The following is a 22,887-nucleotide window of genomic DNA, read 5'->3' as shown; positions in this document are numbered from 1 at the left end:
GTCCCGGGGTTCAGCTCTCCACAGGCGGGCTGCCGGGGGAACGGGAGTGGCGGATGCCCGCCTCGTAGGTCTCCTTGAGGTGCTGGAGGGTGTCGTCGAAGTGGCGTGCCGCGTAGGTGGCGTAGAGGATGTCGATCAGCAGCAGCTGGCCCCACTTCGAGGTGACGGACTCCCCGTACAGCCCCTCCCCCGTGACGTTCGAGGTGAACAGCGGTACATCGCTGAGCTCCGCCAGCGGACTGTCCTGGGCCGAGGTGATGCCGATCGAAGTGGCCCCGGTCTGCCGGGCGAGCCGCATGGCGTCCACGATCGCGGTGGACTTGCCGGAGTCGCTGATGCCGATCAGCACATCCCGCGGCGTCAGGATGGTGGCCAGCATGACCTGCACGCTCTGGTCGCGGTAGAGCAGGCACTTCTTGCCCGCCCGGGTGAACCGCATGACCCCCTCCTCCGCGGCGATGCTGGAGGAGCCCATGCAGCAGAACACCACCGCGTCCGCGTCGTGCAGCAGGTCCACGGCGCGGCTGATGGCGTCGCCGCTGACCTGCTTGGCGGTCTGTGCCAGCGTCTGGCGGCTGCTGCGCTCGATCTTTCCCACGATGGCCGGGGGCTCGTCACCGCGGAGGATGCCCTCGTAGACGAACTCCTCGTCCCGGCCCGCGCCGGCCGACCGGGTGGCGAAGGTGGCCTCGGCGAGGCTGAGGCGGAGCGAGTGATAGCTGTCCATGCGCAGCTCGCGGACGAACCGGGAGACCGTCGACTCGGCCACTCCACAGGCCGAGGCCAGCTGCGAAATGGTCATCGACTGCGCCTGCTGGGGGTGGGCCAGCAGATACTCGCCGATCTGGCGCAGCGCGCCCGGTAGGTAGGGCAGCTTGCTGGTGATGAGGTGCAGCACATTGCCGGCCTCATCCGCCGGGACAGCCATGACTCGCTCCGTGGTCTCAGGAAGGGACGGTAAGTACCCGTAGCAGATTCTCCACGGCCGCGCGGGTGGCGCGCTCCACACTCTCCCTGGTGTACCCCCCGATATGGGGTGTGGTGATCACCTGCGGGTGCTGGAGCAGCTCCTGGGGCGCGGGCGGCTCCTGGTCGTACACATCGGTGGCGTACCCGGTGAGCCTGCCCCCGGCGAGGGCCTCGAGGACCGCGCCGTCGTCGACCAGGCTCGAGCGGGCGGTGTTGACGAGATAGGTACCGGACCGCATGGCCGCGAGGGCGCCCTTGTCGATCAGTGGCCGCTCCGCGGGCGGACAGTGCAGGGTCACCGCGTCCGAGCGGGCGAGCAGGTCCTCCATCGTGGTGTACGAGAAGTCCCCGGCGGGGGTGAACTCCGGATCGGGGAACGCGTCGAAGGCGCGTACGGACATGCCGAGCCCGAGGCCGAGCCGGACGACCCGGCGGCCGATCTGCCCGCACCCCACGACCCCGAGGGTGCGTCCCACCGCCTCCCGGCCCTCGATCCGCTGCCACCTCCCCGCCTTGAGCGCCGCGTCCTGCGGTGGGATGCGGCGCAGCCCGGCGAGCAGGAGGGCGATGGCGAGTTCGGCGACGCCCTGGGCGTTGGCTCCGGCGGCGGTCTCGACGGCCACCCCCTGCTCGGCGGCCGCGGTCAGGTCGACGGAGTCGACTCCGACCCCGTTGCGGCTGATGACCTTGAGGTCGGGGGCCGCGGCCAGCACCTCGCGGGTGATGGGCTCGACCCCGGCGAGATAGCCGACGCACGCGGGCAGGAACCGCAGCTGTTCCTCCCGGGTGGGCTGGCGCCCGGGGGTGGGGAAGACCACGTCGTAGCCCGCCGCCTCCAGGGCGGCCAGCGCGGGGTGGCCGCCCTGGGACAGCGAGCGGGGCGTCACGGCGATCCGGGTTGTCACTGTGCCCACTTCGGGTTGTCCACGACCGCCGGGGCGCCGTCGCGCTCCACCACGATCTTGCGGAAGCCCTTGGACTCGATGGTGCCGTAGTCGTGTCCGGCGTGGCCGGGGAAAGCGAAGAAGGTGATCAGCGGCTCGTCGGGCGAGGTGTTGATGGAGCGGTGGGCGTACCGGCCGGGGACGTAGACGCCCTTGCCGGGGGTGAATTCCTCCCACTGCACATCGCCCTCGGGGTTCTCCATCATCATCAGGCCCCGGCCGCGCAGGCAGTAGTAGATCTCGGCGGTGTCGAGCACGGAATGGAAGTGGCCCTTGGTCATGAAGTACTCGTCGCCGACCTTGCCCGGGTAGGTGATGCTGGTGCCGTAGGCCACCTCGCCCGAGCTCTGGGGGACGCCCATGTCGAAGAACTCGTAGACCAGGACGTCCTCTTCGGCCAGGCGCCGCGCGGCCTCCTGGTCGGCGTACATCCCGGCCATGGCGGAGATGCGGCGCTGGAGCGGCTTCTTGGTCTGGGAGAGCCCGGTGACGAGGCTGAAGTCGGTGACGACGGCGGGGCGGGGGGCGGTGGCGCTCATGCGTTCTCCTTGGTGACGTCGCGGGCGATGCGGGACAGCCGCTCGAAGGCGGGGCCGTGGGTGGGGATGTCGATGTGGAAGACCTCGGCCATGACGCGGGTCCAGCCGTGGATGAAGTACAGCCAGCCGTCGACCACGTTCAGCTCGCGGGCGTCCCGCTGGGCCCGCGCCTGGTCCAGGAAGACCAGGTCGCCGCGGTAATTGAAGTCCCAGGCGATGCCATCCTGGGGGAAGCGGGCGGCATCGGTCAGCGGGGATCCGGGCCGGTCCTTGCCGAGTCCGGTCGCGTTGACCACGACGGAGCCGGGAGCGAGAGTCCGCAGCTGGGCGTCGTTGTCACGCGGCTCGGGGGCCTGCTGGTAGGTGATCGGGATGGTGAAGCCGAGGCGTTCGTGGACGGTGCGCATCTCGCGCAGCCGGGCCCCGCGGCGGCCCGTGACCACGATGCGGGAGGGGACGTCGCCACCGGCCGCCGCCCGATTGTGCAGGTACAGGGTGAGGGCGAGGGACGAGCCGCCGGCCCCGAGCAGCAGCAGTTCGCCCCCGGTGCCGGACCAGTAGCCGTCGGGCACGATGGCCTCCAGGGCAAGGCCGCTGGTGAGGGGGTCCATGGCGTGGCCCCACAGCCGGCCCGCGCGCTTGGAGATGCTGCTGACCTCGTCCAGCAGCTCGGTTTCGTGGCCGACGCCGTCGAACAGGTCGTGGGCGGCCTTGTAGAGGTTGAGCTTGTGGGTGGTGACCAGCGCGCCCAGCGAGTGCGGGTCGTGCTTGATGAAGTCGACGACCTCCCGGTAGTGGCCGGGGGTGTCGTCCAGCGGAAGGTCGATGCCCTCGATGACGGCGTCGAGGTTCAGCTCACGCGCCCAGGCCGGAAAGACCTTCATGATGGACGACTTGGTGGTGGTGACGCCGATGAAGTACATCGTCGGGCGGGCGGCGGCGTGATACGTCCGCGGCATAGGGGTTTCTCCTTCTGAGGAGCCGTGCGGTGGTACGGGCCGGATGGGCGGCCGGGTCAGTGCTCCTCCCAGTCCCGGGCGCAGCCCACCGCCTTCTGCCAGCCCGCGTAGAGCCGGTCGGCCCGGGCACGGTCCATCGCGCAGTCGAAGCGGCGCTCGAGGCGGAAGGTGTCGGTCAGCTCGGCCCGGTCCGTCCAGAACCCGGTGGCCAGGCCGGCGAGAAAGGCCGCGCCGCGGGCCGAGGACTCGATGACGGTGGGGCGCAGCACGGGGACGTCGAGGATGTCGGCCTGGAACTGCATGAGGAAGTTGTTGGCGGTGGCTCCGCCATCGACCTTGATCTCCCGGGTGGAGATGCCCGAGTCGGCCTCCATGCAGGTGATGACGTCGCGGATCTGGTAGGCGATGGACTCCAGCGTGGCGCGGATGACGTGCTTGCGGCTGGCGCCGCGGGTCAGGCCGAGGATGGCACCACGGGCGTACTGGTCCCAGTACGGGGCGGCGAGCCCCACGAAGGCCGGTACGACATAGACGCCGTTGGTGTCGGGGACATCCCGGGCGGCGTACTCGGTGTCCTCGGCGTCGTAGACGATCTGCAGCTCGTCGCGCAGCCACTGGATGGAGGCGGCGGCCACGAAGATCAGACCTTCCAGGGCGTACTCCACGCCGCCGTCGACGCCCCAGGCGATGGTGGTCAGCATGCCGCTGTCGCTGAAGACCGGGCTGTCGCCGGTGTTGAGGACCAGTGAGGCCCCGGTGCCGTACGTGGCCTTCACCGTGCCCACCTCGAAGCACGCCTGGCCGAACAGCGCGCCCTGCTGGTCGCCGACGGCCGAGGCGACCGGGATCCGGGCGCCGAGCAGCACCGACTCCTCGGTGTGGCCGTAGACCTCGCTGGTGGGGCGCACCTCGGGCAGGATCGCGCGGGGGATGTCGAGCTCGTCGAGCAGCCGCTGGTCCCAGTCGAGTCGGGTGATGTCGAACAGCATGGTGCGCGAGGCGTTGGTGTAGTCGGTGACGTGTGCGGCACCGCCGGTGAGGTTCCAGATCAGCCAGCTGTCGACGGTGCCGAAGGCGAGCTCGCCGCGGTCGGCGCGCTGCCGTGCGCCGGGGACGTTGTCGAGGATCCACTTCACCTTGGTGCCGGAGAAGTAGGCGTCGATGATCAGCCCGGTGGTGCGCTTGACGTGCTCCTCCAGGCCGCGGGCCTTGAGCTCCTCGCACAGCGCGGCGGTGCGGCGGTCCTGCCAGACGATCGCGTGGTGGATGGGCTCTCCGGTGGCACGGTCCCAGATCACCACCGTCTCGCGCTGGTTGGTGACGCCGATGGCGGCGATGTCCTCGGCGCCGCACTCGGCCTGGGCCAGCACCTGCTTGGCGACGGTGACCTGGGTGTTCCAGATGTCGAGCGGGTTGTGCTCGACCCAGCCGGGCTGCGGATAGATCTGGGGGAACTCCTGGCTGGCGACCGCGGCGATGTCGCCCGCCTTGTCGAAGAGGATGGCCCGGATGCCGGTGGTACCGGCGTCGAGGGCCATGACATAGCGGTGGGTCATGGAGTCACCTGCCTTCGGCCGGGGCCACGGGGCGCGTCGTGGTGGCATGGGGGTCGCCATCGAACGCGACCATGGCCTTCATTCCGGCGCCGGAGGACGCGTAGGCGAAGGCGTCGTGGATCTTCTCCAGCGGGAACACCTCACTGATCAACGGTGACAGATCGACGCGGCGCTCGCCGACCAGCCGCAGACAACGGCCGTAGTCGCCGTTGGTCGAGCCGGTCGTCCCGGTCAGGGTGAGGCCCTTGTAATGCACGGCGTTGGTGTCGACCGGGATGGTCCGCGCGGCGCCGAGGCCCGCGAAGTAGTTGAGCCGGCCGTGCGGGGCGAGCAGTTCCGCCGCCTGCGCCTGCACCTGCGGGTCGGACACCGCCGTGATGACCACGTCCGCGCCCCGGCCGTCGGTGTGTTCGCGGACGACCTCGGCCAGGTCCTGTTCGCGGACCCCGACGCACACATCGGCGCCGAGCCGGGCGGCGAGGTCCAGCCGGGGGCGGCTGCGGTTGGAGATGATCACCTTGCGGGCCCCGGCGAGCTTGCCGAGCAGCACGTGGAACGCGCCGATGGGGCCCGCTCCGGTGATGACCACGACGTCCTCGGGGCCCACCCGGAGCCCGCGCTGCCCGCTGTAGCAGCAGGAGAACGGTTCCACCAGGGCCGCCTCGGCGTACGAGAGGCCCTCGGGGATCTCGAAGACGTTGCCGCGTTGGACGGCGAAGCCGGGCACCCGCAGCAGCTCCTGGAAGCCGCCGTCGATGCTGATGCCGAACGCCTCGTAGTCCGGGCACATGTTGTTGTATCCGTGGCGGCACATGTCACAGCGCCCACAGCCCACGTTCGGGGTGACGCTGACCCGCATGCCGGGGTGGAACGCGGTCACCCGCGGTCCGGCCGCCACCACGTCCCCGGCGACCTCGTGGCCCAGCACCCGGCGCTGCCCGTCCGGGATCTTGAAGTGGCCGTGCTTGAGGATGCGCAGGTCGGTGCCGCAGATGGAGGCGGCCCGGACCCGCACCAGCAGTTCGTCGTCGCCGACGGTGGGCTCGGCCAGCTCCTCGACCGCCAGCTCCCCGGGTCGGCGCAGAACGGCGGCCTTCATGAGACACCTCCCACGACACCGGGCCGGATGAGCTCGGCCTGGGCCTGGTCGGCGACCGCGAAGACGACCTTGTTGTACCAGGTGCGGCGCTCCAGCATGTCGGCGAACATCGCCGGTGCCTCCTCCAGGCTCGGGGTGTGGCTGATGAGTGGCGCCACCTTCAGATCGCGGCCCAGATGGTGGACCACCATGTCCCATTCGCTGCGTCCGGCCGGGGTGATCCTGGAATTCCAGGTGCCGTAGACGCGCAGCTCGCGGCGGAGGACGGAGGAGACCAGGGCGCGGGGCAGGGTCAGGTCACCGGAAATGTCGCCCAGGAGCATGACCTGGCCGAGCGGGGCCGCCGCGGTGATGGCCTGGATGAGGGTGGCGGGCAGACCACTCGCCTCCACCGCGCAGTCCACGCCCCGGCCGCCGGTCAGCTCGCGGACCGCGTCCACCGTGTCACCCGCGGACGCGTCGATGACCGGGAAGCCGAGACCGGCCATGACGGCGCGCTTGCGCTCGTCGACATCGGCTACGTACACCTCGCTGGCGCCCAGGATGCGGAGCCACTGGGCGGCCAGCGCTCCGATGGGTCCGGCCCCGATCACCAGCGCGGTGGCATGGGCGGGCAGCTGGAACTTCAGCATGGCGTGGAGCGCCACCGCGGCGGGCTCCACCATGGCGGCGTGGACCAGCGGCACATCCCGCGCCACCGGCACCAGATTGGCCTCGGGCACGTGGAGGAACTCCGCCATCGCGCCGTCGCGCCGCGACCCGTAGTAGTCGTAGCCGGAACCGACGGCGTACTCGCCGATCTGGGTCATCGGGTCGGCCGGGTCGGGCAGAAGGGGAAAGACCGCGGCGCGGTCCCCGGGGCGGAAGCGGCTTCCCTCCGGCGCCTCCTCGACCACGGCGGAGAACTCGTGGCCCAGGACGAGCGGATAGTGATATGCCTTCCCGCGGCCGTATCTCAGCACGTCGGAGCCGCACACGCCCACGCCGCCGACGCGGACGAGGACCGAGCGGTCGCCCACGGGAGCGGGGGCGGGGACGTCGGTGAGGGTGAGGACGCCCTCGGATTGCAGTACTGCTGCCTTCATCGCTCGTCCGCCTCAGACTTCCATGCCGTAACGGTGTGCCTTGTGCGTCGGGTAGAGCGCGATCTGGGGGATGGTGACGTCGGGCGTGCGCGTGGCCACATAGAGGGAGACCTCGGCGACGTTGTCGACGTCGATGCAGCTGGCGTGGATGCCCTCGGCGAGTTCCTTGTCGTCCAGCCAGCCGTCGAGGTAGGCGGGGATGTCGCCGTCGTACAGGCCCTTGTCGATGATCTCGGTCATCGGGGTCTTGACGTGGGACGGGTTGATCACCGTCACACCGATGTTCTTCTCCTTGCCCTCAAGGAGAATATTCTTGCTGAATCCCATCATCCCGTGCTTGGAGGCGCGGTAGGGGCTGTGGCCGGGGCCGGAGGCCAGCCGGGCCGAGGAGGATCCCATGTTGATGATGCGTCCGCCGCTGGGCTGCTGCTCCATGATGCGGAACGCCTCGCGGCAGCACAGGAAGACCGCGGTCAGATTGGGGCCGATGGTCTTGTTCCACTCCTCCAGCGTCACCTCGGTCACCGGGGGTGAAAGGGAGTCGCGGCCCGCGCTGTTGACGAGCAGATCGACCCGCCCCCACTCGTCCACGGCGGTCCGGAAGAAGCTCTGGACCTGCTCCTCCTCGGTGACGTCGGCTTCGACGCCCACGCAGCTGCCGCCCTGGGACTGGATGGAGGTGACGACCTGCTGCAGTCGCTTGCCGTCGGTGTCGACCAGGAGGACCTTGGCCCGGTTGGCCGCGAAGATCCGGCCGACGGCCTCGCCGATGCCGGAGGCGCCACCGGTGATGATGGCGACCTTGCCCTCCAGCGCCGTGCCGGGAGCGGGTTCATAGGTGGTGGTCATGCTGTCCCTTTGGGGTGTGGTGGGTGGGTGTTCCATTCCGCGCTTCGAGGGGGCGCGGCGGAGAGTGGCTCTAAGGGGTGGCCGCGGCGGCGATCTCGACCGCGCGGCGGGCGTTGCGCCCGATGGCCTCGTACGCGCCCTCGGCCAGCAGCGCCGTACTGGCGATCCAGGTGCCGCCGCAGGCGGCCACCTGCGGCCGGCTCAGGTAGTCGGGGAGGTTGTCCGGTGTCAGGCCGCCCGTGGGCATGAACGCCAGCCCGTCGTACGGAGCCGACATGGCGTCCAGCAGCCGCAGTCCGCCCGACGCCTCGGCCGGGAAGTACTTCACCAGGGGCAGTCCCCTGGCGAGGGCCGCCTCGATGCCGGTGGGGTTGTTGATGCCGGGGACGACGGGGATCTCCCGCTCGAGGCAGTGGTCCACGACGTCCGGGCTGAAGCCGGGCGCGACCACGAACTGGGCTCCCGCGTCGATGGCGTGGTCCACGGTCGTGCGGTCCAGGACCGTACCGGCGCCGACCAGCAGCTCGGGGTGGCGGGCCCGCAGCGTGGCGATCCCGTCCCGGGCGGCCGGGCTGCGGAAGGTGATCTCGGCGACCGGCAGTCCCGCCCCCAGCAGTGTCTCGCCGAGCGGGTCGGCGTGGCGTACGTGGGGCAGGGTGACGACCGGGACGACCCGGACGCGGCGCAGTTCCCTGAGGAGTTCGCTGGGGTTCATCGGTCCTCTTTCGCGGTGGTGTCGCCCGGGGTGAGGACGTAGGCGTCGCCCACCCGCGGCACGGTCCAGGACAGTGGCGCGGCGCGGCGCAGCAGTTCGTCGCGGGCGTCCTCGGGGTCGACGGTGTTGAAGTCGAACAGGCCGAAGTGGTGGCAGAGCAGCTGCGGGATCCCGGCGGCTTCGCACAGCTCGGCCGCTTCCCGCACGGTGAAGTTGCCGGGAACGCCGTTCTCGGTGCGGTGGCGGTCGCGCCCGTTGACGGGCAGCAGCGCCACGTCGGCGCGGAGTGTGCGGAGCAGTTCGGCCTGTCCGTCGTAGGGGACGCAGTCGCCGGAGTGGTAGACGCGGACACCGCCGACCGTGAGCACATATCCGAGGAAGCGGTGGTCTCCGTTCTCGTCCCGTTCGAGCCGTTCATGGGCTGCGGGGACCGGTTCGACGGTGATGCCGTCCGCCAGTTTCACGCGCTCCCCCGCGGTGGTGCCGGTCAGCCGGCTCGCGGGAACGCCACGCTCCAGGGCCCGTTCCCGCTCGGCGCGCGGGACGACGAAGCGCGGATCGTTGTGCGGGAGCAGGGCGCGGATGGTGCCGGGGTCCATGTGGTCGGTGTGTCCGTGGGTGCACAGCACCGCGTCGACCCCGCGGATGGCCTCCGGGGCCACCGGGGTGGGGTGCATCCGGCGGTGCGGGAAGAGCGTGCCGCGGTACTTCTCGGCGAGGGTGTCCGAGAGGTACGGGTCGATCAGGATCAGCCGGCCGCGGTGGCGCAGGGCGAATCCGGCCTGGCCGAGCCACCACAGTGTCACCTCGTCGGGGCCGGCCTCCTCAGGGGCGGCGAAGGTGCCGGTGAGCAGTCCGCCGGAGACACGGCGCACGGCGGGCCGGATGACGTTCATGCGTGCTCCCGATACGTAAGGGTGTGGTCGCTGTGCGCGGTCATGGGTTGCCCGTGGGGGATCTGCCGTCGAGCTCCGCCGGGTCCAGTGCTCCGGTCATCAGCGCGACGGCGTCGGGCATCGAGATGTCGGAGGTGCGCACCAGCGCGGCACGCCGGCCCAGCCGCTGAACGTGGATGCGGTCGGCGACGTCGAAGACATGGGGCATGTCGTGGCTGATCAGGATGACCGGCACGCCCCGGTCGCGGATTTCGCGGATGAGGTCGAGCACCCGCTGCGACTCCCGCACTCCGAGCGCCGCCGTCGGCTCGTCCATGATGATCACCCGGCTGCCGAAGCAGGCGGCGCGTGCGACCGCGACGCCCTGGCGCTGCCCGCCGGAGAGCGTTTCGACCGGCTGGGAGAAATTCTGGATGGTCAGCAGCCCGAGGGAGGTGAGCAGTTCCCGGGTCTCCGCCCGCATCCCCTTCTTGTCCAGCAGGCGGAAGACGCTGCCGAGCGGGCCCGACCTGCGGCGCTCACGGCCCAGGAAGAGGTTGGCGGGGATGTCCCGGGAGGGAGCTACGGCAAGATTCTGGTAGACGGTCTCCAGTCCATGGTCCCGCGCGTCCAGCGGGTTGCGGAATCGCACCGGCTCCCCGAAGAGACGGATCTCCCCGGCGTCGGGGACCTCCGCCCCCGAGAGGCACTTGATGAGCGTCGACTTGCCGGCGCCGTTGTCGCCGATGACGGCCAGGACCTCGCCGGCGCGCAGCTCGACATCGGCCCCGCCGAGGGCGGTGACGTGTCCGTAGCGCTTGACCAGGCCGCGCGCCTCCAGGGCGAGCACATCGGTGCTGGTGTTCCCGGGCTTCATGCCGCCACCTTCCGGATCCACTGGTCGGCGGCGACGGCCACGATCACCAGAACACCGACGGTGAAGACCTGCCACAGGGCATCCACTCCGGACAGGGCGAGCCCACTGCTGAACACGCCCACGATGAGCGACCCGAGGAGGGTGCCGAGGACATGGCCACGGCCGCCGAAGAGGCTGGTGCCGCCGATGACGACGGCGGTGATGGACTGGAGGTTGAGGTTCTCGCCGGCCTGCGGGCTGACCGAACCGATCCGTCCGATGAGGAACCACGCGGCGAGACCGCAGATCAGCCCGGCCACGACATACACGCTGAGCAGCACTCGGCCGGTGCGGATCCCGCTGAGGCGGGCCCCTTCCCGGTTGTCTCCCACCGCGTGCAGATGAGCGCCCCACGCGGTGCCCCGCAGCAGATAGGCCACGGCGGCGAAACAGCCGATCATCAACAGCGAGCTGTAGGTCACATCGGTGCCCAGGACGTCGATGGAGCGGCCCGGCCAGCTCAGCAGGGACGGCACGTCCTGAGCCCGGATCGTCTCGCTCCGCGAGTAGAAGAGGGTGAGGGCCGAGAAGACGCTGAGGGTGCCGAGCGTGGCGATGAACGGCGGAATGCGGAACCGGGTGACCAGCATGCCGTTGAGTCCGCCGCAGACACCGCCGATGACGACGCCGAGCAACAGGGCCAGTGGCACGGGCAGACCGTGGTCCACCGCCGCCTTGCCCATCACCACGGAGGCGAGCACGGTGATGGCACCGACCGACAGATCGATGCCCGCGGTCAGCACGATCAGCGTCTGTGCGATGCCGACCATGCCGATGATCTGCACCTGCTGGACGATCAGCGAGATGTTGAGCGGATCGCTGAACCGGGACCCCACCCACACGCTGAAGAACAGCGAAGCGAGGAGGAGGACGACGAGCGGGCCGAGCAGCGGCTTGGTGTGCAGGGCCGCCTGTCCGCGGGCGAGCGGTCCGCGCTGCTCCGGCCGTGTGGTGGGTGGGTCTGCGGCGTGTTGGGGGACGGTGTCGTGGGCCACGGTCAACTCCTGGAATCGGTGCGGAAGGGTGGGTGTGTCGGATGGCTGCCGGGGCTAGCCCCAGCAGTGGCGCAGGCCCCAGTCCGACTTCTTCGATTCCAGACCGGATACGGGGGTGTCCGTGATGAGGGAGACTCCGGTGTTGGTGAAGCCCTGCCCGGAGGAGGCGGAGGGCTTGTCGCCGTCCTTGGCGTGCGCGGCCGCGGCGGCGACGCCCTCGGCGGCCATCTTCACGGGGAACTGCATCGACGTCGCACCGATGGCCCCGGAGGCCACGTTCTTGACGCCGGGACAGCCGCCGTCGATGGACACGATGGTGATGTCCTTCTGCTTGCCGGCCGCCTTGATCGCCTGGTAAGCACCGGCGGCGGCAGGTTCGTTGATGGTGTAGACGAGGTTGATGGACCCGTTCTTCTGCAGCAGCTTCTCCATGGCATCGCGCCCGCCCTCCTCGTTCGCGCCGGTCACCTCACGACCGACGATCCGGGAGTCGCGCTCGTCGCCGATCCGCTTCGGATCGCGGACATCGATTCCGAAACCCTCCAGGAAGCCCTGGTTACGCAGGATGTCCACCTTGACCTGCTCCGAGCTGAGGTCCAGCAGGGCGATCCGCGGCCGTTTGCCCGCCATCTGCCCCTTGGCCCACTTGCCGATCATCCGGCCGGCGAGCCGGTTGTCGGTGGCGAAGGTGGCGTCCACGGCGGACGCCGGCTCCGTCGGCGAGTCCAGGGCGATGACCATGACGCCGGCCTTCCGGGCCCGATCGATGGCGGGGATGATCGCGCCGGAGTCGGCCGGGGTGATCAGAATGCCCTTCGCGCCCGCCGCCACCAGGTTCTCGATGGCCTTGACCTGGGAGTCGTTGTCGGCCTGGCCCTTACCGGCGAAGGTCCTCAGATCCACGCCGAGTTCGCGGGCCTTCTTCTGAGCGCCTTCGCGCATCTTCACATAGAACGGATTGTCGTCGGTCTTGGTGACGAGCCCGACGATCGGCTTGTCGTCGCCCTGGCCGCTGATGCCGTTCCCGCATGAGGTGAGCAGCAGGGTGAGACCGATTCCCGCGGACGAGGCCGCGAGCGCTCTGTGGCGCAGCTTGACCCGATGTGCCATGAGATTGCCTTTTCTCGATGTGCGGGGGGTGGCTGGGGGAGTTCGCCGCCCGCCGGGTGTCGGTTCGCGCTCCAGCGGGGGACTGCCGGTGCCGACGCGTTCACCTGTCGGCTGCGCCCTGATCGGGCTGAGGTTCGCCCTGATCGGGCTGGGGAGGGCCGGTTCGATGTGCTCAGCGGCTCGATTCACAACGTCGCAGAGGTTTCGAGGACTGTCAATGCATGTCGAAGAAATTTCTACGACACACGATCGACACGACCCGCACCCCTTGGTTTCAGGGGAGTGGCAAGGAAGTAGAAATTTCTTCGAATGATCTTGACTGTGGCAGAAATCACTGCGACCCTGAGAGGTGAAGCCCTCCATGACGGGATGGGCCACGAACCCTTCCGGACCACAAGGAGTCCGGAAAGGAGTACGGAAATGACAGTGAACCCAGCCGGGGCGGTCGCCACCATGCCCCCCTCGCTCCCCAACGACCCACAGCCACATCGACGGACGGGCTCACCCGATATCCACACCACCCCGCAGGAGCTGGCCCTGCGACTGGCCACCGATCCGGCCGCCGTGGGCCGCGCCCGCCGCGCCGCCGCCGGCGCGCTGCGCGGCTGGGGGGTGCCCGACACCACCGCCGACGACATCGTCCTCATGGTGGACGAGCTGGTGACCAATGCGATCGAGCACGCCGCCGGCCCCGTGTGGCTGCGGCTGCGGCTGCGCCGCGGGTGCTGCGTGATCTGCAAGGTCGGGGACGGCTGCCAGGAGGCGCCCCAACTGCGCCACAGCGCCCCCGACGCCGAGAACGGCCGCGGGCTCTTCCTCGTCGCCGCGCTCGCCGATGCCTTCGGCGCCCGCGTCACCACGACCGGAAAGGTCATCTGGTTCCGGCGCCGCGTGCGCGACAGCCAAATCCCGGCACCCCGCATCACCTCTCCCGTTGATTACTGACCAGTAGACCGCTTGTCCGCTGAGTGATATCTTTGCCCACGTGGCGCATGATGGTGGTCTGGCTCTCGTCCGTAAGTCCGTTGAGGTCCTCGATCTGCTCGCGGCGCGAGGAGAGGCGACGGCCGCCCAACTCGCCGAGGAGCTGGGCGAGCCCCGTAGCTCGGTCTACCGGCTCCTGTCGAGCCTCCAGCACCTCGACATGGTGGAGGGCGGCAGCCGACGCGGCACCTTCCGACTGGGCTTCCATCTGCTCAGCCTCGGCACCGCCGTGGTGGAGCGGTTCGACGAGCGGCGCTTCGCGCAGCCGGTGATGGAGCGGCTCCACGACGAGACCGGCGAGACGGTGTATCTGTGCGTCCGGCGCGGCCGTGAGGCGGTGTGCATCGAGCGGCTGGACGGCCGGCGGGTCCAGTCCCTCGCCCTGAAGCTCGGCGGTGCGCTGCCGCTGCACGCCGGGGCGGCCTCGCGTGTCCTGCTGGCCTTCCAGGACCGATCGACCTGGCCGGACTACCTCGAGCAGGGGCCCTTGGAGCAGTTCACCCCGTCCACCCCGGTCACGGCGGACGCGCTGGTGCCGGTACTGGAGGAGACCCTCGACACCGGAATCTCGGTCAGCGACCAGGACGTCACCATCGGCGTGGCCGCGCTCGGCGTGCCGATCCTGGACTACCGGGGGCAGGTACGTGCCGCGCTGTCCATCAGCGGAGTCCGGGAGGCGATCCTCGGCGCGGACACGGCCGCCGGTCTGCGCGAGCGGTTGGTCGAGGCCGGCCAGGAGGTTTCGCGGGCGCTGGGCTGGAAGGCCGTGGCCGGAGCCGTCGCCGACTTCGGCTGACCCGGCAAAGCCGTGTGCCCGCCCCGGCCTTTCCGCCGGGGCGGGCGGATCACGGAGCGATCGGCCGTTCCGGGGTCAACGGGCCCCGGTGAGCAGCAGATCGCGGGCTTCTGCCTCGACTCCGGCGGCGTCCAGCCGGTAGTGCCGGTACAGATGCGTGGGCGGGCCGATGAGGCTGTACTGGTCCCGGATCCCGTGGCGGTGCAGCCGGACCGGTACGCCGTGTTCGCTGATCAGCTCGGCCACGGCGCCACCGAGGCCGCCGAGCACATTGTGTTCCTCCACCGTCATCAGCAGCCGGGAACCCCGCGCGGCCTTGAGCACCGCCGCCTCGTCCAGCGGTTTGACCGTGTGCATATCCAGCACGCCGACGCTGTACCCGTCCGCGGTGAGCGCCGCCGCGGCCTCCAGGGCGGGGTGGACCATGGAGCCGGTGGCGATGAGCGTGAGGTCGCTTCCGGTACCGTGCTCGATCGCCTTTCCGATCTCCAGGGTGGTGCCGGCCGGGTAGACGTCCGGGTCCCGGCCACGGCCGATCCGGAAGTAGACCGGGCCCGGGAGATCCACCGAGGCGCGCAGCGCCGCGGCCAGGGCCGCGGTATCCGCCGGTGCCACCACGGTGAGCCCGGCGATGCTCCGGGTGATGGCCAGATCCTCGGTCGCGTGGTGGGAGGTCCCGTAGAAGCCCAGGGTGATGCCCGCGTGGTGGCCGATCAGCCGGACGGGCTGGCGGGTGTAGGCGACGTCGGTGCGGATCTGTTCGCAGGCCAGCAGCGCCATGAAGGACGCGAAGGTGGCCACGTAGGGCCGCAGACCGGTGGTGGCCAGACCCGCCGCCGCGGACACCATGTGCTGCTCGGAGATCCCGAACTGGACGTACTTGTCCGGGTGGCGGTCCTGGAAGCGCACCAGTCCGTTGGAGTACTTCAGGTCGGCGGTGCCGACGACGACGGGATGGCCCTCGTCGGCCAGGTCGGCGAGGGTGTCACCCAGGGCCTGAAGGCCCGGAGCCTGTTCCAGCAGGCTCAGCAGATGCCAGGATTCCGGCTGCAGACCGGGCGCGACGCTCACCGTGTCCCCCGCAGTTCGGCCAGGGCGTTGGCCTCGTCCTGCTCGGCCAGCCAGCCGAGATGCCATCCGAACTCGGACTCCATGTAGGAAATCCCCTTTCCCTTGACGGTGTTGGCGACGACCACGGCCGGACGGTCACGGCCGGTGTCCTCGGCGAGCGAGCGCAGCAGGGTCAGCAGGGCCGGCACGTCGTGTCCGTCGACCTCATGCGCCTGCCATCCGAACGCCCGCCACTTGTCCAGCAGTGGCTCGATCCCGGTCACGCCGTCGATGCGGCCGTCGAGTGAGTGGTCGTTGCGGTCGACGATGGCGACCAGCCGCCCCAGCCGGTGATGCGCGGCACCCAGGGCCGCTTCCCAGACCTGTCCCTCGTGCAGCTCTCCATCGCCGAGCAGGACGAACGTGGTGTACGGGCGCCCCTGGAGGCGGCCGCCCAGCGCCATGCCGGTCCCGGCCGACAGGGCGTGGCCGAGCGACCCGGAGCTGAAGTCGATCCCGGGGATACGGGTCATGTCCGGGTGGTCGCCGAAGGCGTTCCCCAGACGGGTGTACTCGTCGAGTTCGGCCGCGTCGAAGAAGTCCCAGTCGGCCAGCAGCGGGTACAGCGTGGCCGCCGCGTGGCCCTTGCCGAAGAGGAACCGGTCGCGGTCGGGCCAGTCCGGTTCACCGCGCCGCAGCCGCATCACCCCGTAGTAGAGGGTGGCCAGGATCTCCGCGCAGGAGAATCCGGACGCGTAGTGGCCGGTCTTGGCGATCGAGATCAGCCGCACGGTTTCCAGGCGGGCGAACAGGGCCCGCTCCTCTATGTGCTTGATCAGTTCGCTGTCCGCCGGCTCGGCCGGCGTCTGTGCAGTCATTCGGTGTCTCTCCCAGTCGGTGAGCCCAGTCGGTGAGCCCGATCGGTGGCACGGCCGGGTCCGGTCCGCACCACCATCGACATCGGAAGTTACCACTCACTGGACATGACGTCCATGCCATGAGAATGTCTCGGTGGTCGCCGTCACACCACCACCGAGGTGGGCTTTCGCCCGAGCCAAGGAGATGCGATGACCCTTCCCGACCACTCCGCGCCCGTGACCGAGAAGGCGTCGCGGGCCCCGGCCATCCACCAGCGTCAGATCCGTGTCACCGCGCCCCGGCGGGTCGCCCTCGTCGAGCGGGACCTCACCGGTCCCCCGCCACCGGGCGAGGTCCGGGTCCGGGTCCGCGAAGTCGGCGTGTGCGGCAGCGACCTGAAGATGTGGTCGGGCGAGCACGCCGTGCTCAAACCCCCGTTGGTCCTCGGACACGAGGCGTGGGGAACCGTCGAAGGACACGCCGTCGCCTCCGATGCCACCGGCGCCGCACCGCTCGTCCCCGGAACCCCCGTGGTCATCGTTCCCCCGGCCGGCTGCGGCACCTGCCACAACTGCGCGCGAGGGCGTGAGCAGCTATGTGCGCGGATGCGGTTCGTCGGCGGCCAGATCGACGGCGCCATGGCCCGGTTCCTGACCGTCCCGCCACGCCATCTCCTGCGGATCGACCCCCGGGTGCCCGAGGAACTGCGGGTCCTGATCGAACCGCTGACGGTGGCCGTGCACGCGGTCAGCCGGGCCCGCGTCGGCGCCGGTGATCAGGTCCTGGTGATCGGTGCGGGGCCCATCGGCGTCTTCTGCTCGCTCGTGCTCGCCGCCCAGGGCGTCGGCCATGTGGTGGTGACCGACCGGGACCCGCTGCGGCTGGACCTCGCCCACCGGCTCGGAGTGCCCCACCACGTGCGGACGACGGCCGCCCAGCCACTTCTCGCGGCCGGGGACCACATCCGTTCCGAGGGGGCGGACGTGGTGTTCGACTGCGTCGGTGCGCAGGCCACCACCACGCAGGCGCTGACGGCGACCTGCCGTGGCGGCCGAACCGTCCTGGTGGGCATCAGCCCCGCCGAACTGACCGTCGGCGGAGTGGCGCTCCAGCGCGGCGAACGCGAGCTCATCGGCGTCCAGATGTACCAGCGCGAGGACTTCACCCACGCGATGGGCCTGCTGGCCGAAGGGCTCGTCCCGGCCATCGACGGTCTCAAGCGCTCCCGGCCGCTCGACCGGGCCGGGGAGCTCCTCGACGAGCTCGCCCGGCGGCCGAGCCCGGTCCTGAAGGAAACCCTGCTCCCGGACTGAGCCACACCGGGCCGCGGGACACCCGCTCCTCCCCTCCTCTCCCCGCCCCGAAGGATCCGGCCATGAATCCTCCCCCCGCCGTCACACGACCCTCCCGTCCCCCCGCCGGCACACCCAACATCCGCACCGTGGCCTGGGCGACCATGATCGGAACGGCCATCGAGTGGTACGACTTCTTCACCTACGGCATCGCCGCGGCCCTGGTCTTCAACACGCTCTTCTTCCCCGCCGACACCTCACCCCTGGTGGGAACGCTCCTCGCGTTCAGCACCTACGCCGTGGGGTTCGCCGCCCGGCCCATCGGCGGCGTCGTCTTCGCACACTTCGGGGACAAGATCGGCCGCAAGTCCATGCTGGTGCTCTCGCTGCTGCTCATGGGCAGCAGCACCTTCTGTATCGGGCTGCTTCCCGGCTACTCCACCTGGGGTGTCGCCGCGCCCCTGCTCCTGGTGGCCCTGCGGGTCGTCCAGGGATTCGGGGTGGGCGGCGAATGGGGTGCGGCGGCCCTGATGGCGGTCGAGCACGCACCGCCCAACCGCCGTGGTTTCTACGGCAGCTGGCCGCAGATGGGGGTTCCCGCCGGAATGCTCATCGCCAACCTGGCCTTCTTCGCCCTGTCGGGCAACATGAGCGACCACGACTTCCAGGCCTGGGGCTGGCGCGTTCCCTTCCTCGGCTCCGCGGTGCTCATCGTGCTCGGGCTCGTCATCCGGCTCCGGGTGAGCGAGTCCCCGGTGTTCCGCGCGATGGAGAAGGAGGGCCGGATCGAGCGACGGCCGGTGATCGCCGTGCTCCGTACCCAGCCCGGGAACGTCCTGCGCGCCGCGGGCATCAGGTTCGCCGAGAACAGCACCTTCTACATCCACACCACCTTCGTGCTCACCTACGGCACGACGGTGCTCACCCTGGAACGCGACGACCTGCTCATCGGGGTGGTCATCACGGCCGCCCTGGGGCTGATCAGCCTGCCCCTGTGGGGACGGCTGTCGGACCGGGTCGGACGCCGGCCCGTCGTGCTCTTCGGTTCCGTCCTGCTCGCCGCCCTGTCCTGGCCCTTCTTCTGGGCGCTCGACAGCGAGTCGCTGCCGATCATCTATCTCGTCACGATCCTGTGCGTCAACATCGGCAACCACGCGGTGTACGCACCGCAATCCGCCTACTTCGCCGAGCTGTTCGAGCCCGAGGTCCGCTACAGCGGCGCCTCGATCGGCTCACAGGCGGCCAGTGTCCTCGCCGGCGGCCTGTCCCCGCTGATCGCCACCGCCCTGCTGGAGGCGGGCGACGGCTACCACCTCATCGCCCTCTATATGACGGCGATGGCGCTGATCACCGTGTGCACGGCGCTGATCAGCCCCGACCCCTACCGCCAGTCCCTCAAGCGATCCTCCACACCGGGCGTCCACGATGCCCGGCCCACCGAATCCACCACGGAGAAGTCCCATGGCTGACCCCACCGTTCTCATCACCGGCGCCGCACAGGGGATCGGGGCCGCCACGGCCCGGATCCTCGCCGAGCGCGGCTGGCGTATCGTCGTCGCCGACCTCAAGAGCGACGCCGCCCAGGACCAGGTCGCGGCCCTCGACGCGGCGTCCCCCGTGGCAGGGGGGCACCTGGCCGTCGCCGTCGACGTCACCGATGAAGCCAGTGTCACCGCGATGTTCGAGGACATCACGACGCGGGCCGGCGGGCTCGACGCGCTGGTCAACGGCGCGGGGGTGATCTTCCGGCAGGCGGCCCAGGACTTCGACAGCCTGCAGTGGACCCATCAGCTCGCGGTCCATCTCACCGGCGCGATGCACTGCGCGCGCGGAGCCTACCCCCTGCTGGTCCGCAGCCGCCGGGCCAGTGTGGTCAACATCGGTTCCGTCGGGTCGACCTTCGGGCTCCCCGGCCGGCTCGGCTACGCCACCGCCAAGAGCGGAGTGCTGGGCCTCACCCGGACCCTGGCGGCCGAGTGGGGCCCGGCCGGCATCCGGGTCAACACCGTGGCGCCCGGATACGTGGCCACCGAGATGGTGCGCAGTGGCCTGGAGTCGGGAGCGCTCGACCGGGAGACGCTGGTGCGGCGCACCCCGATGCGACGGCTGGCCGAGCCCGTCGAGATCGCCACCTGCATCGCCTTCCTCCTCTCCCCCGACGCCTCTTTCGTACACGGTGCCACCCTCCGCGTCGACGGGGGCATCACGATCGACGGCACCTTCTGACCGCCCGCGGCCGAGGACACCCCATGAACAGCCACCCTTCCGGCCGGCCCGGAGACATGAGCGGGCGCACCGCCGTGGTCAGCGGAGCGAGCAGCGGAATCGGGCTCGCGATCGTACGGCGCTTCCTCGAGGCGGGCGCGACCGTTCACGGACTGGCCCGGCGTGGCCATCTGATCGAGAAACAGGCTCGGGACGCCGCGCCCGAGGCGGACCGTCTGCACCACCACAGTGTGGACGTCGGTGACCCCGAGGCGGTACGGGACTGGGCGCAGCGGATGTCCGGTCCGGTGGACACCCTGGTGTGTGCCGCCGGAACCAACATCCCCGAGCGGCGCCTGGCCCAGCTGACTCCCCCGGCCTGGGACTCCATGCTCGCCACCAATCTGAGCGGGACGTTCTACCTGCTGCACGCCCTGCTCCCCCGACTCCGCGAGGCCCACGGCGACGTGGTCATCCTGTCGAGCGTGGCCGGGGCGTGGCCCGATCACACCGGCCCGGCCTATCAGGCCGCCAAGGCCGGGCTCCTGGGCCTCGCCCGGGGAGCCGGCCGGGACGAGTACGGCAACGGCATACGGGTGTGCACCATCCTGCCGGGCATCGTGAACACCCCGATCCTCGACGACCGGCCCGAACCCCCGCCCCGGGAACTTCGCGACCTGTTCGTCCAGCCACCGGACATCGCCGAGGCGTGCCTGGCGGCCATCACCCTCCCCCAGCGGGCCTGTGTCGCCGAAATGACCATCGTGGCCACCGCATTGCAGTCCATGGGCAACACCCAGACGGCCACTCCGACGCCGCCACGAGCGGCGCCGGGGGAACGCCACTCGTCGGTGCTGCCCGGCACATCCTCCGGCACGTCCTGACCCATCTGTCAGGGCGCCCCTACGGGACGCGGCCGACCTCGCCCGCCGAGGTCGGCCGCGTCCCGTGTGCCGTAGGGGCGAGACGCGCACGTCCGGGGTCAGGGGTGGATGACCGCCTTGATGCAGCCGCGGTCGTCCCGGACGGCGTCGAGGGCGGCGCCGTAGGCGTCCAGCCCGAACCGATGGGTGATCATGCCGTCGGTGCGCACCCGGCCCGTGCGCAGGACCCGCAGCGCGCGATCGAAGCTGAACGCCTGGGTGAAGGATCCGCGGACGGTCAGCTCCCGGCTGAAGATCTCGTGCGGGGAGAGTTCGATGCGTTCTCGCTCCCCTGCCATGCCGTAGAGGAAGACGGTCCCGCCATCACGGGTGAGCGGCAGGCACTGCTCGATCACGGCGAGGGCGCCGGTGGCGTCCACAACGGTGTCGAAGCCGTCGGGTGCCAGTGTGCGCAGCGCGACGCGGGAGGCCGAGGCGTCGTGGCGGTCCATGACCACCGTCTCGTCGGCGCCGAAGTCCCGTGCCAGTTTCAGCTTGGCCTCGGTCGGCGCCGCGACGGTCACCCGCCCCGCGCCGCTGCCGGCCAGCAACTGCGCGAGCAGCAGCCCGGTGGTGCCGGCGCCGAAGACGAGGACATCGCTGCCGGGTTGCGGGGCGAGCACGTCCATGCCGTGCACGGCACACGCGACGGGCTCGGCGAAGGCCACGACGTCCAGGGGGATGTCATCGGCGGGGTGGCAGTGGGACGCGGGCACCACGATCATTTCGGCGAAGCCGCCCGGCCGTGTGACACCGTGGTCGCGCAGCCGGGTGCAGAAGGCCGGTCTGGCGCGGCGGCAGTTGGCGCACGTACCGCATGAGACACGGTTGTTGAGGGCGACGCGCTGTCCGACGGCGAGAGTCGTCACCCCCTCCCCCATCGACTCCACCTCGCCCACCACCTCGTGTCCGGGGGTGAGCGGATAACGGGGGGAGAACTCACCGCGGTGGAGATGGGCATCCGTGCCGCAGACCCCCGCGGACAGGACGCGCAGACGTACCTCGGCCGGGCCCGGCTCGGGATCCGGCAGGTCGGTGTAGCGGAACGCATACGGTCGGTCGTAGACGATGGCTTTCACGCCGTCTCCTCGGTTCTGGCGGTTTCGGTGCGTCGGTTGTGGCCGTTCCGGTGCGTCGGCGGGCCGGTCAGCCGACCGTCACCAGCACCTTCATCTGGTCCGGGCCACCGGCGGCCCGGAACGCCTCGGCCGCTCGCTCCAGGGGGAAGGTGGCGGTGACGAACTCATCAGCCGGTACGACACCGGTCTCGAGAAGCGACATCGCGGCGCAAACGTCCTCCCCGACGTACATGAGGGCGCCCCGCACGGTGATCTCGCGGTCCTGGACGAGGTCCAGCGGGACACTCGACGGGCCCTGGGGCACGCCGACGACCATGACGGTGCCGCCCTTCTCGACGGAGTGGACGGCCTGGGTGATCGAGGCGGACACGGATACGCAGTCGAACACCACGTCCGCGCCGCCGCCGAGCCGCTCCCTGACCAGGTCCGGCAGACCGGGGGTGCCGGACGCGAGCGCCGCGTCCGCCCCCAGCCGCACCGCCCGGTCCCGCTTCGCCGCCACCGGGTCGGTGACGATCACGGTCCGCGCGCCCGCCGCCCGCGCGGCCAGGGCGGTGAGCAGCCCGATCGGCCCCGCGCCGAGGACCAGTACGCCCCCGCCGACGAGGTCCCCGGCCTGGCGCACCGCGTGGACGGGAGTGGCCAGCGGTTCGACGAGCACGGCCTGGACATCGGTGAGCCGATCGGGCACCCGGTGCAGCCGGTCGGCGGGGACGGTGAAGCTGTCCGCCATCGCCCCGGCCGTCTGACAGCCGACCACGCGCAGTCCCCCGCAGATGTTGTAGCGGCCGGAGCGGCAGTGGCGGCAGGTCCCGCACACCAGATTGGGCTCGAGCAGCACCCGGTCCCCCTCGGCCACGGATGTGACGCCGGGGCCGATGTCGGCGACCACGCCGACGGCCTCGTGTCCCGGGTGGTACGGCCGGGAGATGAAGGGGTGTTCGCCGCGGCGGGCGTGTACGTCCGAGCCGCAGATGCCGGTCAGCAGGGTGCGTACCCGCGCCTCGCCGGCCGCGGGCCGCGCACGGGCCACCTCCTCCACGATGACCTCACCGTCCGCGGTCACGGTCACCCGCCGGTCCATGGTTC

At 70.5% G+C, this 22,887-nt stretch carries 23 protein-coding genes; 6 read left to right on the top strand and 17 right to left on the bottom strand.

The window, feature by feature from the left end:
* Nucleotides 1-10: 10 nt before the first annotated feature.
* From ACFYOY_RS20845 to ACFYOY_RS20785, 13 genes are all read right to left on the bottom strand, one after another.
* Nucleotides 11-928 (bottom strand): MurR/RpiR family transcriptional regulator, encoded by a 918-nt coding sequence (locus ACFYOY_RS20845; RefSeq protein ID WP_161562219.1) that lies wholly within the window; start codon nt 926-928, stop codon nt 11-13.
* A gap of 16 nt (nt 929-944) precedes the next feature.
* Complete coding sequence (locus ACFYOY_RS20840) at nt 945-1,883, bottom strand: phosphoglycerate dehydrogenase (RefSeq protein ID WP_351893572.1); 939 nt, start codon at nt 1,881-1,883, stop codon at nt 945-947.
* On the bottom strand, nt 1,871-2,452 hold the full coding sequence (locus ACFYOY_RS20835) for a glucose-6-phosphate isomerase (RefSeq protein WP_388588663.1): 582 nt from the start codon (nt 2,450-2,452) through the stop codon (nt 1,871-1,873). Before ACFYOY_RS20835 ends, ACFYOY_RS20840 begins: the two co-directional genes overlap by 13 nt.
* Nucleotides 2,449-3,411 (bottom strand): shikimate dehydrogenase, encoded by a 963-nt coding sequence (locus ACFYOY_RS20830; protein WP_351893565.1) that lies wholly within the window; start codon nt 3,409-3,411, stop codon nt 2,449-2,451. The genes ACFYOY_RS20835 and ACFYOY_RS20830 overlap by 4 nt, the downstream gene beginning before the upstream one ends.
* A 56-nt stretch (nt 3,412-3,467) precedes the next feature.
* Nucleotides 3,468-4,967, bottom strand: coding sequence for a glycerol kinase GlpK (glpK, locus tag ACFYOY_RS20825; RefSeq protein WP_351893562.1), 1,500 nt, complete (start codon nt 4,965-4,967; stop codon nt 3,468-3,470).
* A gap of 4 nt (nt 4,968-4,971) precedes the next feature.
* Nucleotides 4,972-6,066 (bottom strand): zinc-dependent dehydrogenase, encoded by a 1,095-nt coding sequence (locus ACFYOY_RS20820; RefSeq protein WP_388588659.1) that lies wholly within the window; start codon nt 6,064-6,066, stop codon nt 4,972-4,974.
* The gene (locus ACFYOY_RS20815) at nt 6,063-7,151 is read right to left on the bottom strand and encodes a galactitol-1-phosphate 5-dehydrogenase (RefSeq protein WP_351893554.1); all 1,089 of its coding nucleotides are present in this window, start codon (nt 7,149-7,151) and stop codon (nt 6,063-6,065) included. The genes ACFYOY_RS20820 and ACFYOY_RS20815 overlap by 4 nt, the downstream gene beginning before the upstream one ends.
* A 12-nt stretch (nt 7,152-7,163) precedes the next feature.
* Nucleotides 7,164-8,000, bottom strand: a complete 837-nt coding sequence (locus ACFYOY_RS20810; RefSeq protein WP_351893551.1) for an SDR family oxidoreductase — start codon at nt 7,998-8,000, stop codon at nt 7,164-7,166.
* Nucleotides 8,001-8,070: 70 nt separating this feature from the next.
* On the bottom strand, nt 8,071-8,715 hold the full coding sequence (gene eda, locus ACFYOY_RS20805) for a bifunctional 4-hydroxy-2-oxoglutarate aldolase/2-dehydro-3-deoxy-phosphogluconate aldolase (protein WP_351893548.1): 645 nt from the start codon (nt 8,713-8,715) through the stop codon (nt 8,071-8,073).
* The gene (locus ACFYOY_RS20800) at nt 8,712-9,611 is read right to left on the bottom strand and encodes an MBL fold metallo-hydrolase (protein WP_388588654.1); all 900 of its coding nucleotides are present in this window, start codon (nt 9,609-9,611) and stop codon (nt 8,712-8,714) included. Before ACFYOY_RS20800 ends, eda begins: the two co-directional genes overlap by 4 nt.
* A 40-nt stretch (nt 9,612-9,651) precedes the next feature.
* Complete coding sequence (locus tag ACFYOY_RS20795) at nt 9,652-10,467, bottom strand: ATP-binding cassette domain-containing protein (RefSeq protein ID WP_351893541.1); 816 nt, start codon at nt 10,465-10,467, stop codon at nt 9,652-9,654.
* Nucleotides 10,464-11,501, bottom strand: a complete 1,038-nt coding sequence (locus ACFYOY_RS20790; RefSeq protein WP_351893537.1) for an ABC transporter permease — start codon at nt 11,499-11,501, stop codon at nt 10,464-10,466. Before ACFYOY_RS20790 ends, ACFYOY_RS20795 begins: the two co-directional genes overlap by 4 nt.
* A 54-nt stretch (nt 11,502-11,555) precedes the next feature.
* Nucleotides 11,556-12,611: a substrate-binding domain-containing protein gene (locus tag ACFYOY_RS20785; protein ID WP_351893534.1), complete on the bottom strand. Its 1,056-nt coding sequence runs from the start codon at nt 12,609-12,611 to the stop codon at nt 11,556-11,558.
* 420 nt (nt 12,612-13,031) lie between these two features.
* Between ACFYOY_RS20785 and ACFYOY_RS20780 the strand changes: the two genes are divergently transcribed.
* Both ACFYOY_RS20780 and ACFYOY_RS20775 read left to right on the top strand, forming a co-directional pair.
* Nucleotides 13,032-13,556, top strand: a complete 525-nt coding sequence (locus ACFYOY_RS20780) for an ATP-binding protein (RefSeq protein ID WP_351893531.1) — start codon at nt 13,032-13,034, stop codon at nt 13,554-13,556.
* Between the two features lie 40 nt (nt 13,557-13,596).
* Nucleotides 13,597-14,391: an IclR family transcriptional regulator gene (locus tag ACFYOY_RS20775; protein ID WP_351893528.1), complete on the top strand. Its 795-nt coding sequence runs from the start codon at nt 13,597-13,599 to the stop codon at nt 14,389-14,391.
* A 75-nt stretch (nt 14,392-14,466) separates the two neighbouring features.
* Here ACFYOY_RS20775 and ACFYOY_RS20770 read toward each other — a convergent pair whose 3' ends face one another.
* Nucleotides 14,467-15,462 carry a transketolase C-terminal domain-containing protein gene (locus ACFYOY_RS20770; RefSeq protein ID WP_351893524.1) on the bottom strand — a complete coding sequence of 332 codons (996 nt, stop codon included), beginning with the start codon at nt 15,460-15,462 and terminating at the stop codon, nt 14,467-14,469.
* Nucleotides 15,459-16,319 (bottom strand): transketolase, encoded by an 861-nt coding sequence (locus ACFYOY_RS20765; RefSeq protein ID WP_388588647.1) that lies wholly within the window; start codon nt 16,317-16,319, stop codon nt 15,459-15,461. The genes ACFYOY_RS20770 and ACFYOY_RS20765 overlap by 4 nt, the downstream gene beginning before the upstream one ends.
* Before the next feature lie 189 nt (nt 16,320-16,508).
* On the opposite strand from ACFYOY_RS20765, the gene ACFYOY_RS20760 reads away from it, so the two are divergent.
* The 4 genes from ACFYOY_RS20760 (at nt 16,509) to ACFYOY_RS20745 (ending at nt 20,680) form a co-directional block, all read left to right on the top strand.
* On the top strand, nt 16,509-17,612 hold the full coding sequence (locus tag ACFYOY_RS20760; protein ID WP_351887996.1) for an alcohol dehydrogenase catalytic domain-containing protein: 1,104 nt from the start codon (nt 16,509-16,511) through the stop codon (nt 17,610-17,612).
* A gap of 128 nt (nt 17,613-17,740) precedes the next feature.
* Nucleotides 17,741-19,060, top strand: coding sequence for an MFS transporter (locus ACFYOY_RS20755; protein ID WP_388588644.1), 1,320 nt, complete (start codon nt 17,741-17,743; stop codon nt 19,058-19,060).
* Entirely contained in the window at nt 19,053-19,817 is a 765-nt protein-coding gene (locus ACFYOY_RS20750; protein WP_351887990.1) for an SDR family oxidoreductase, read from the top strand. Before ACFYOY_RS20755 ends, ACFYOY_RS20750 begins: the two co-directional genes overlap by 8 nt.
* Before the next feature lie 23 nt (nt 19,818-19,840).
* Complete coding sequence (locus ACFYOY_RS20745) at nt 19,841-20,680, top strand: SDR family oxidoreductase (RefSeq protein WP_388588641.1); 840 nt, start codon at nt 19,841-19,843, stop codon at nt 20,678-20,680.
* Nucleotides 20,681-20,778: 98 nt separating this feature from the next.
* Here ACFYOY_RS20745 and ACFYOY_RS20740 read toward each other — a convergent pair whose 3' ends face one another.
* Both ACFYOY_RS20740 and ACFYOY_RS20735 read right to left on the bottom strand, forming a co-directional pair.
* A complete protein-coding gene (locus ACFYOY_RS20740) occupies nt 20,779-21,798 on the bottom strand; it encodes a zinc-dependent alcohol dehydrogenase family protein (RefSeq protein WP_351887984.1) in 1,020 nt (339 codons plus the stop codon).
* Nucleotides 21,799-21,865: 67 nt separating this feature from the next.
* On the bottom strand, nt 21,866-22,870 hold the full coding sequence (locus tag ACFYOY_RS20735; RefSeq protein WP_388588638.1) for a zinc-binding dehydrogenase: 1,005 nt from the start codon (nt 22,868-22,870) through the stop codon (nt 21,866-21,868).
* Nucleotides 22,871-22,887 lie beyond the last annotated feature (17 nt).

The sequence above is a fragment of the Streptomyces sp. NPDC007875 genome (assembly GCF_042868035.1).
GTDB classification, from domain to species: Bacteria; Actinomycetota; Actinomycetes; order Streptomycetales; family Streptomycetaceae; genus Streptomyces; species Streptomyces antimycoticus.
Note: the sequence above shows the minus strand (reverse complement) of the source record. Positions and strands in the feature narration are given on the sequence as shown.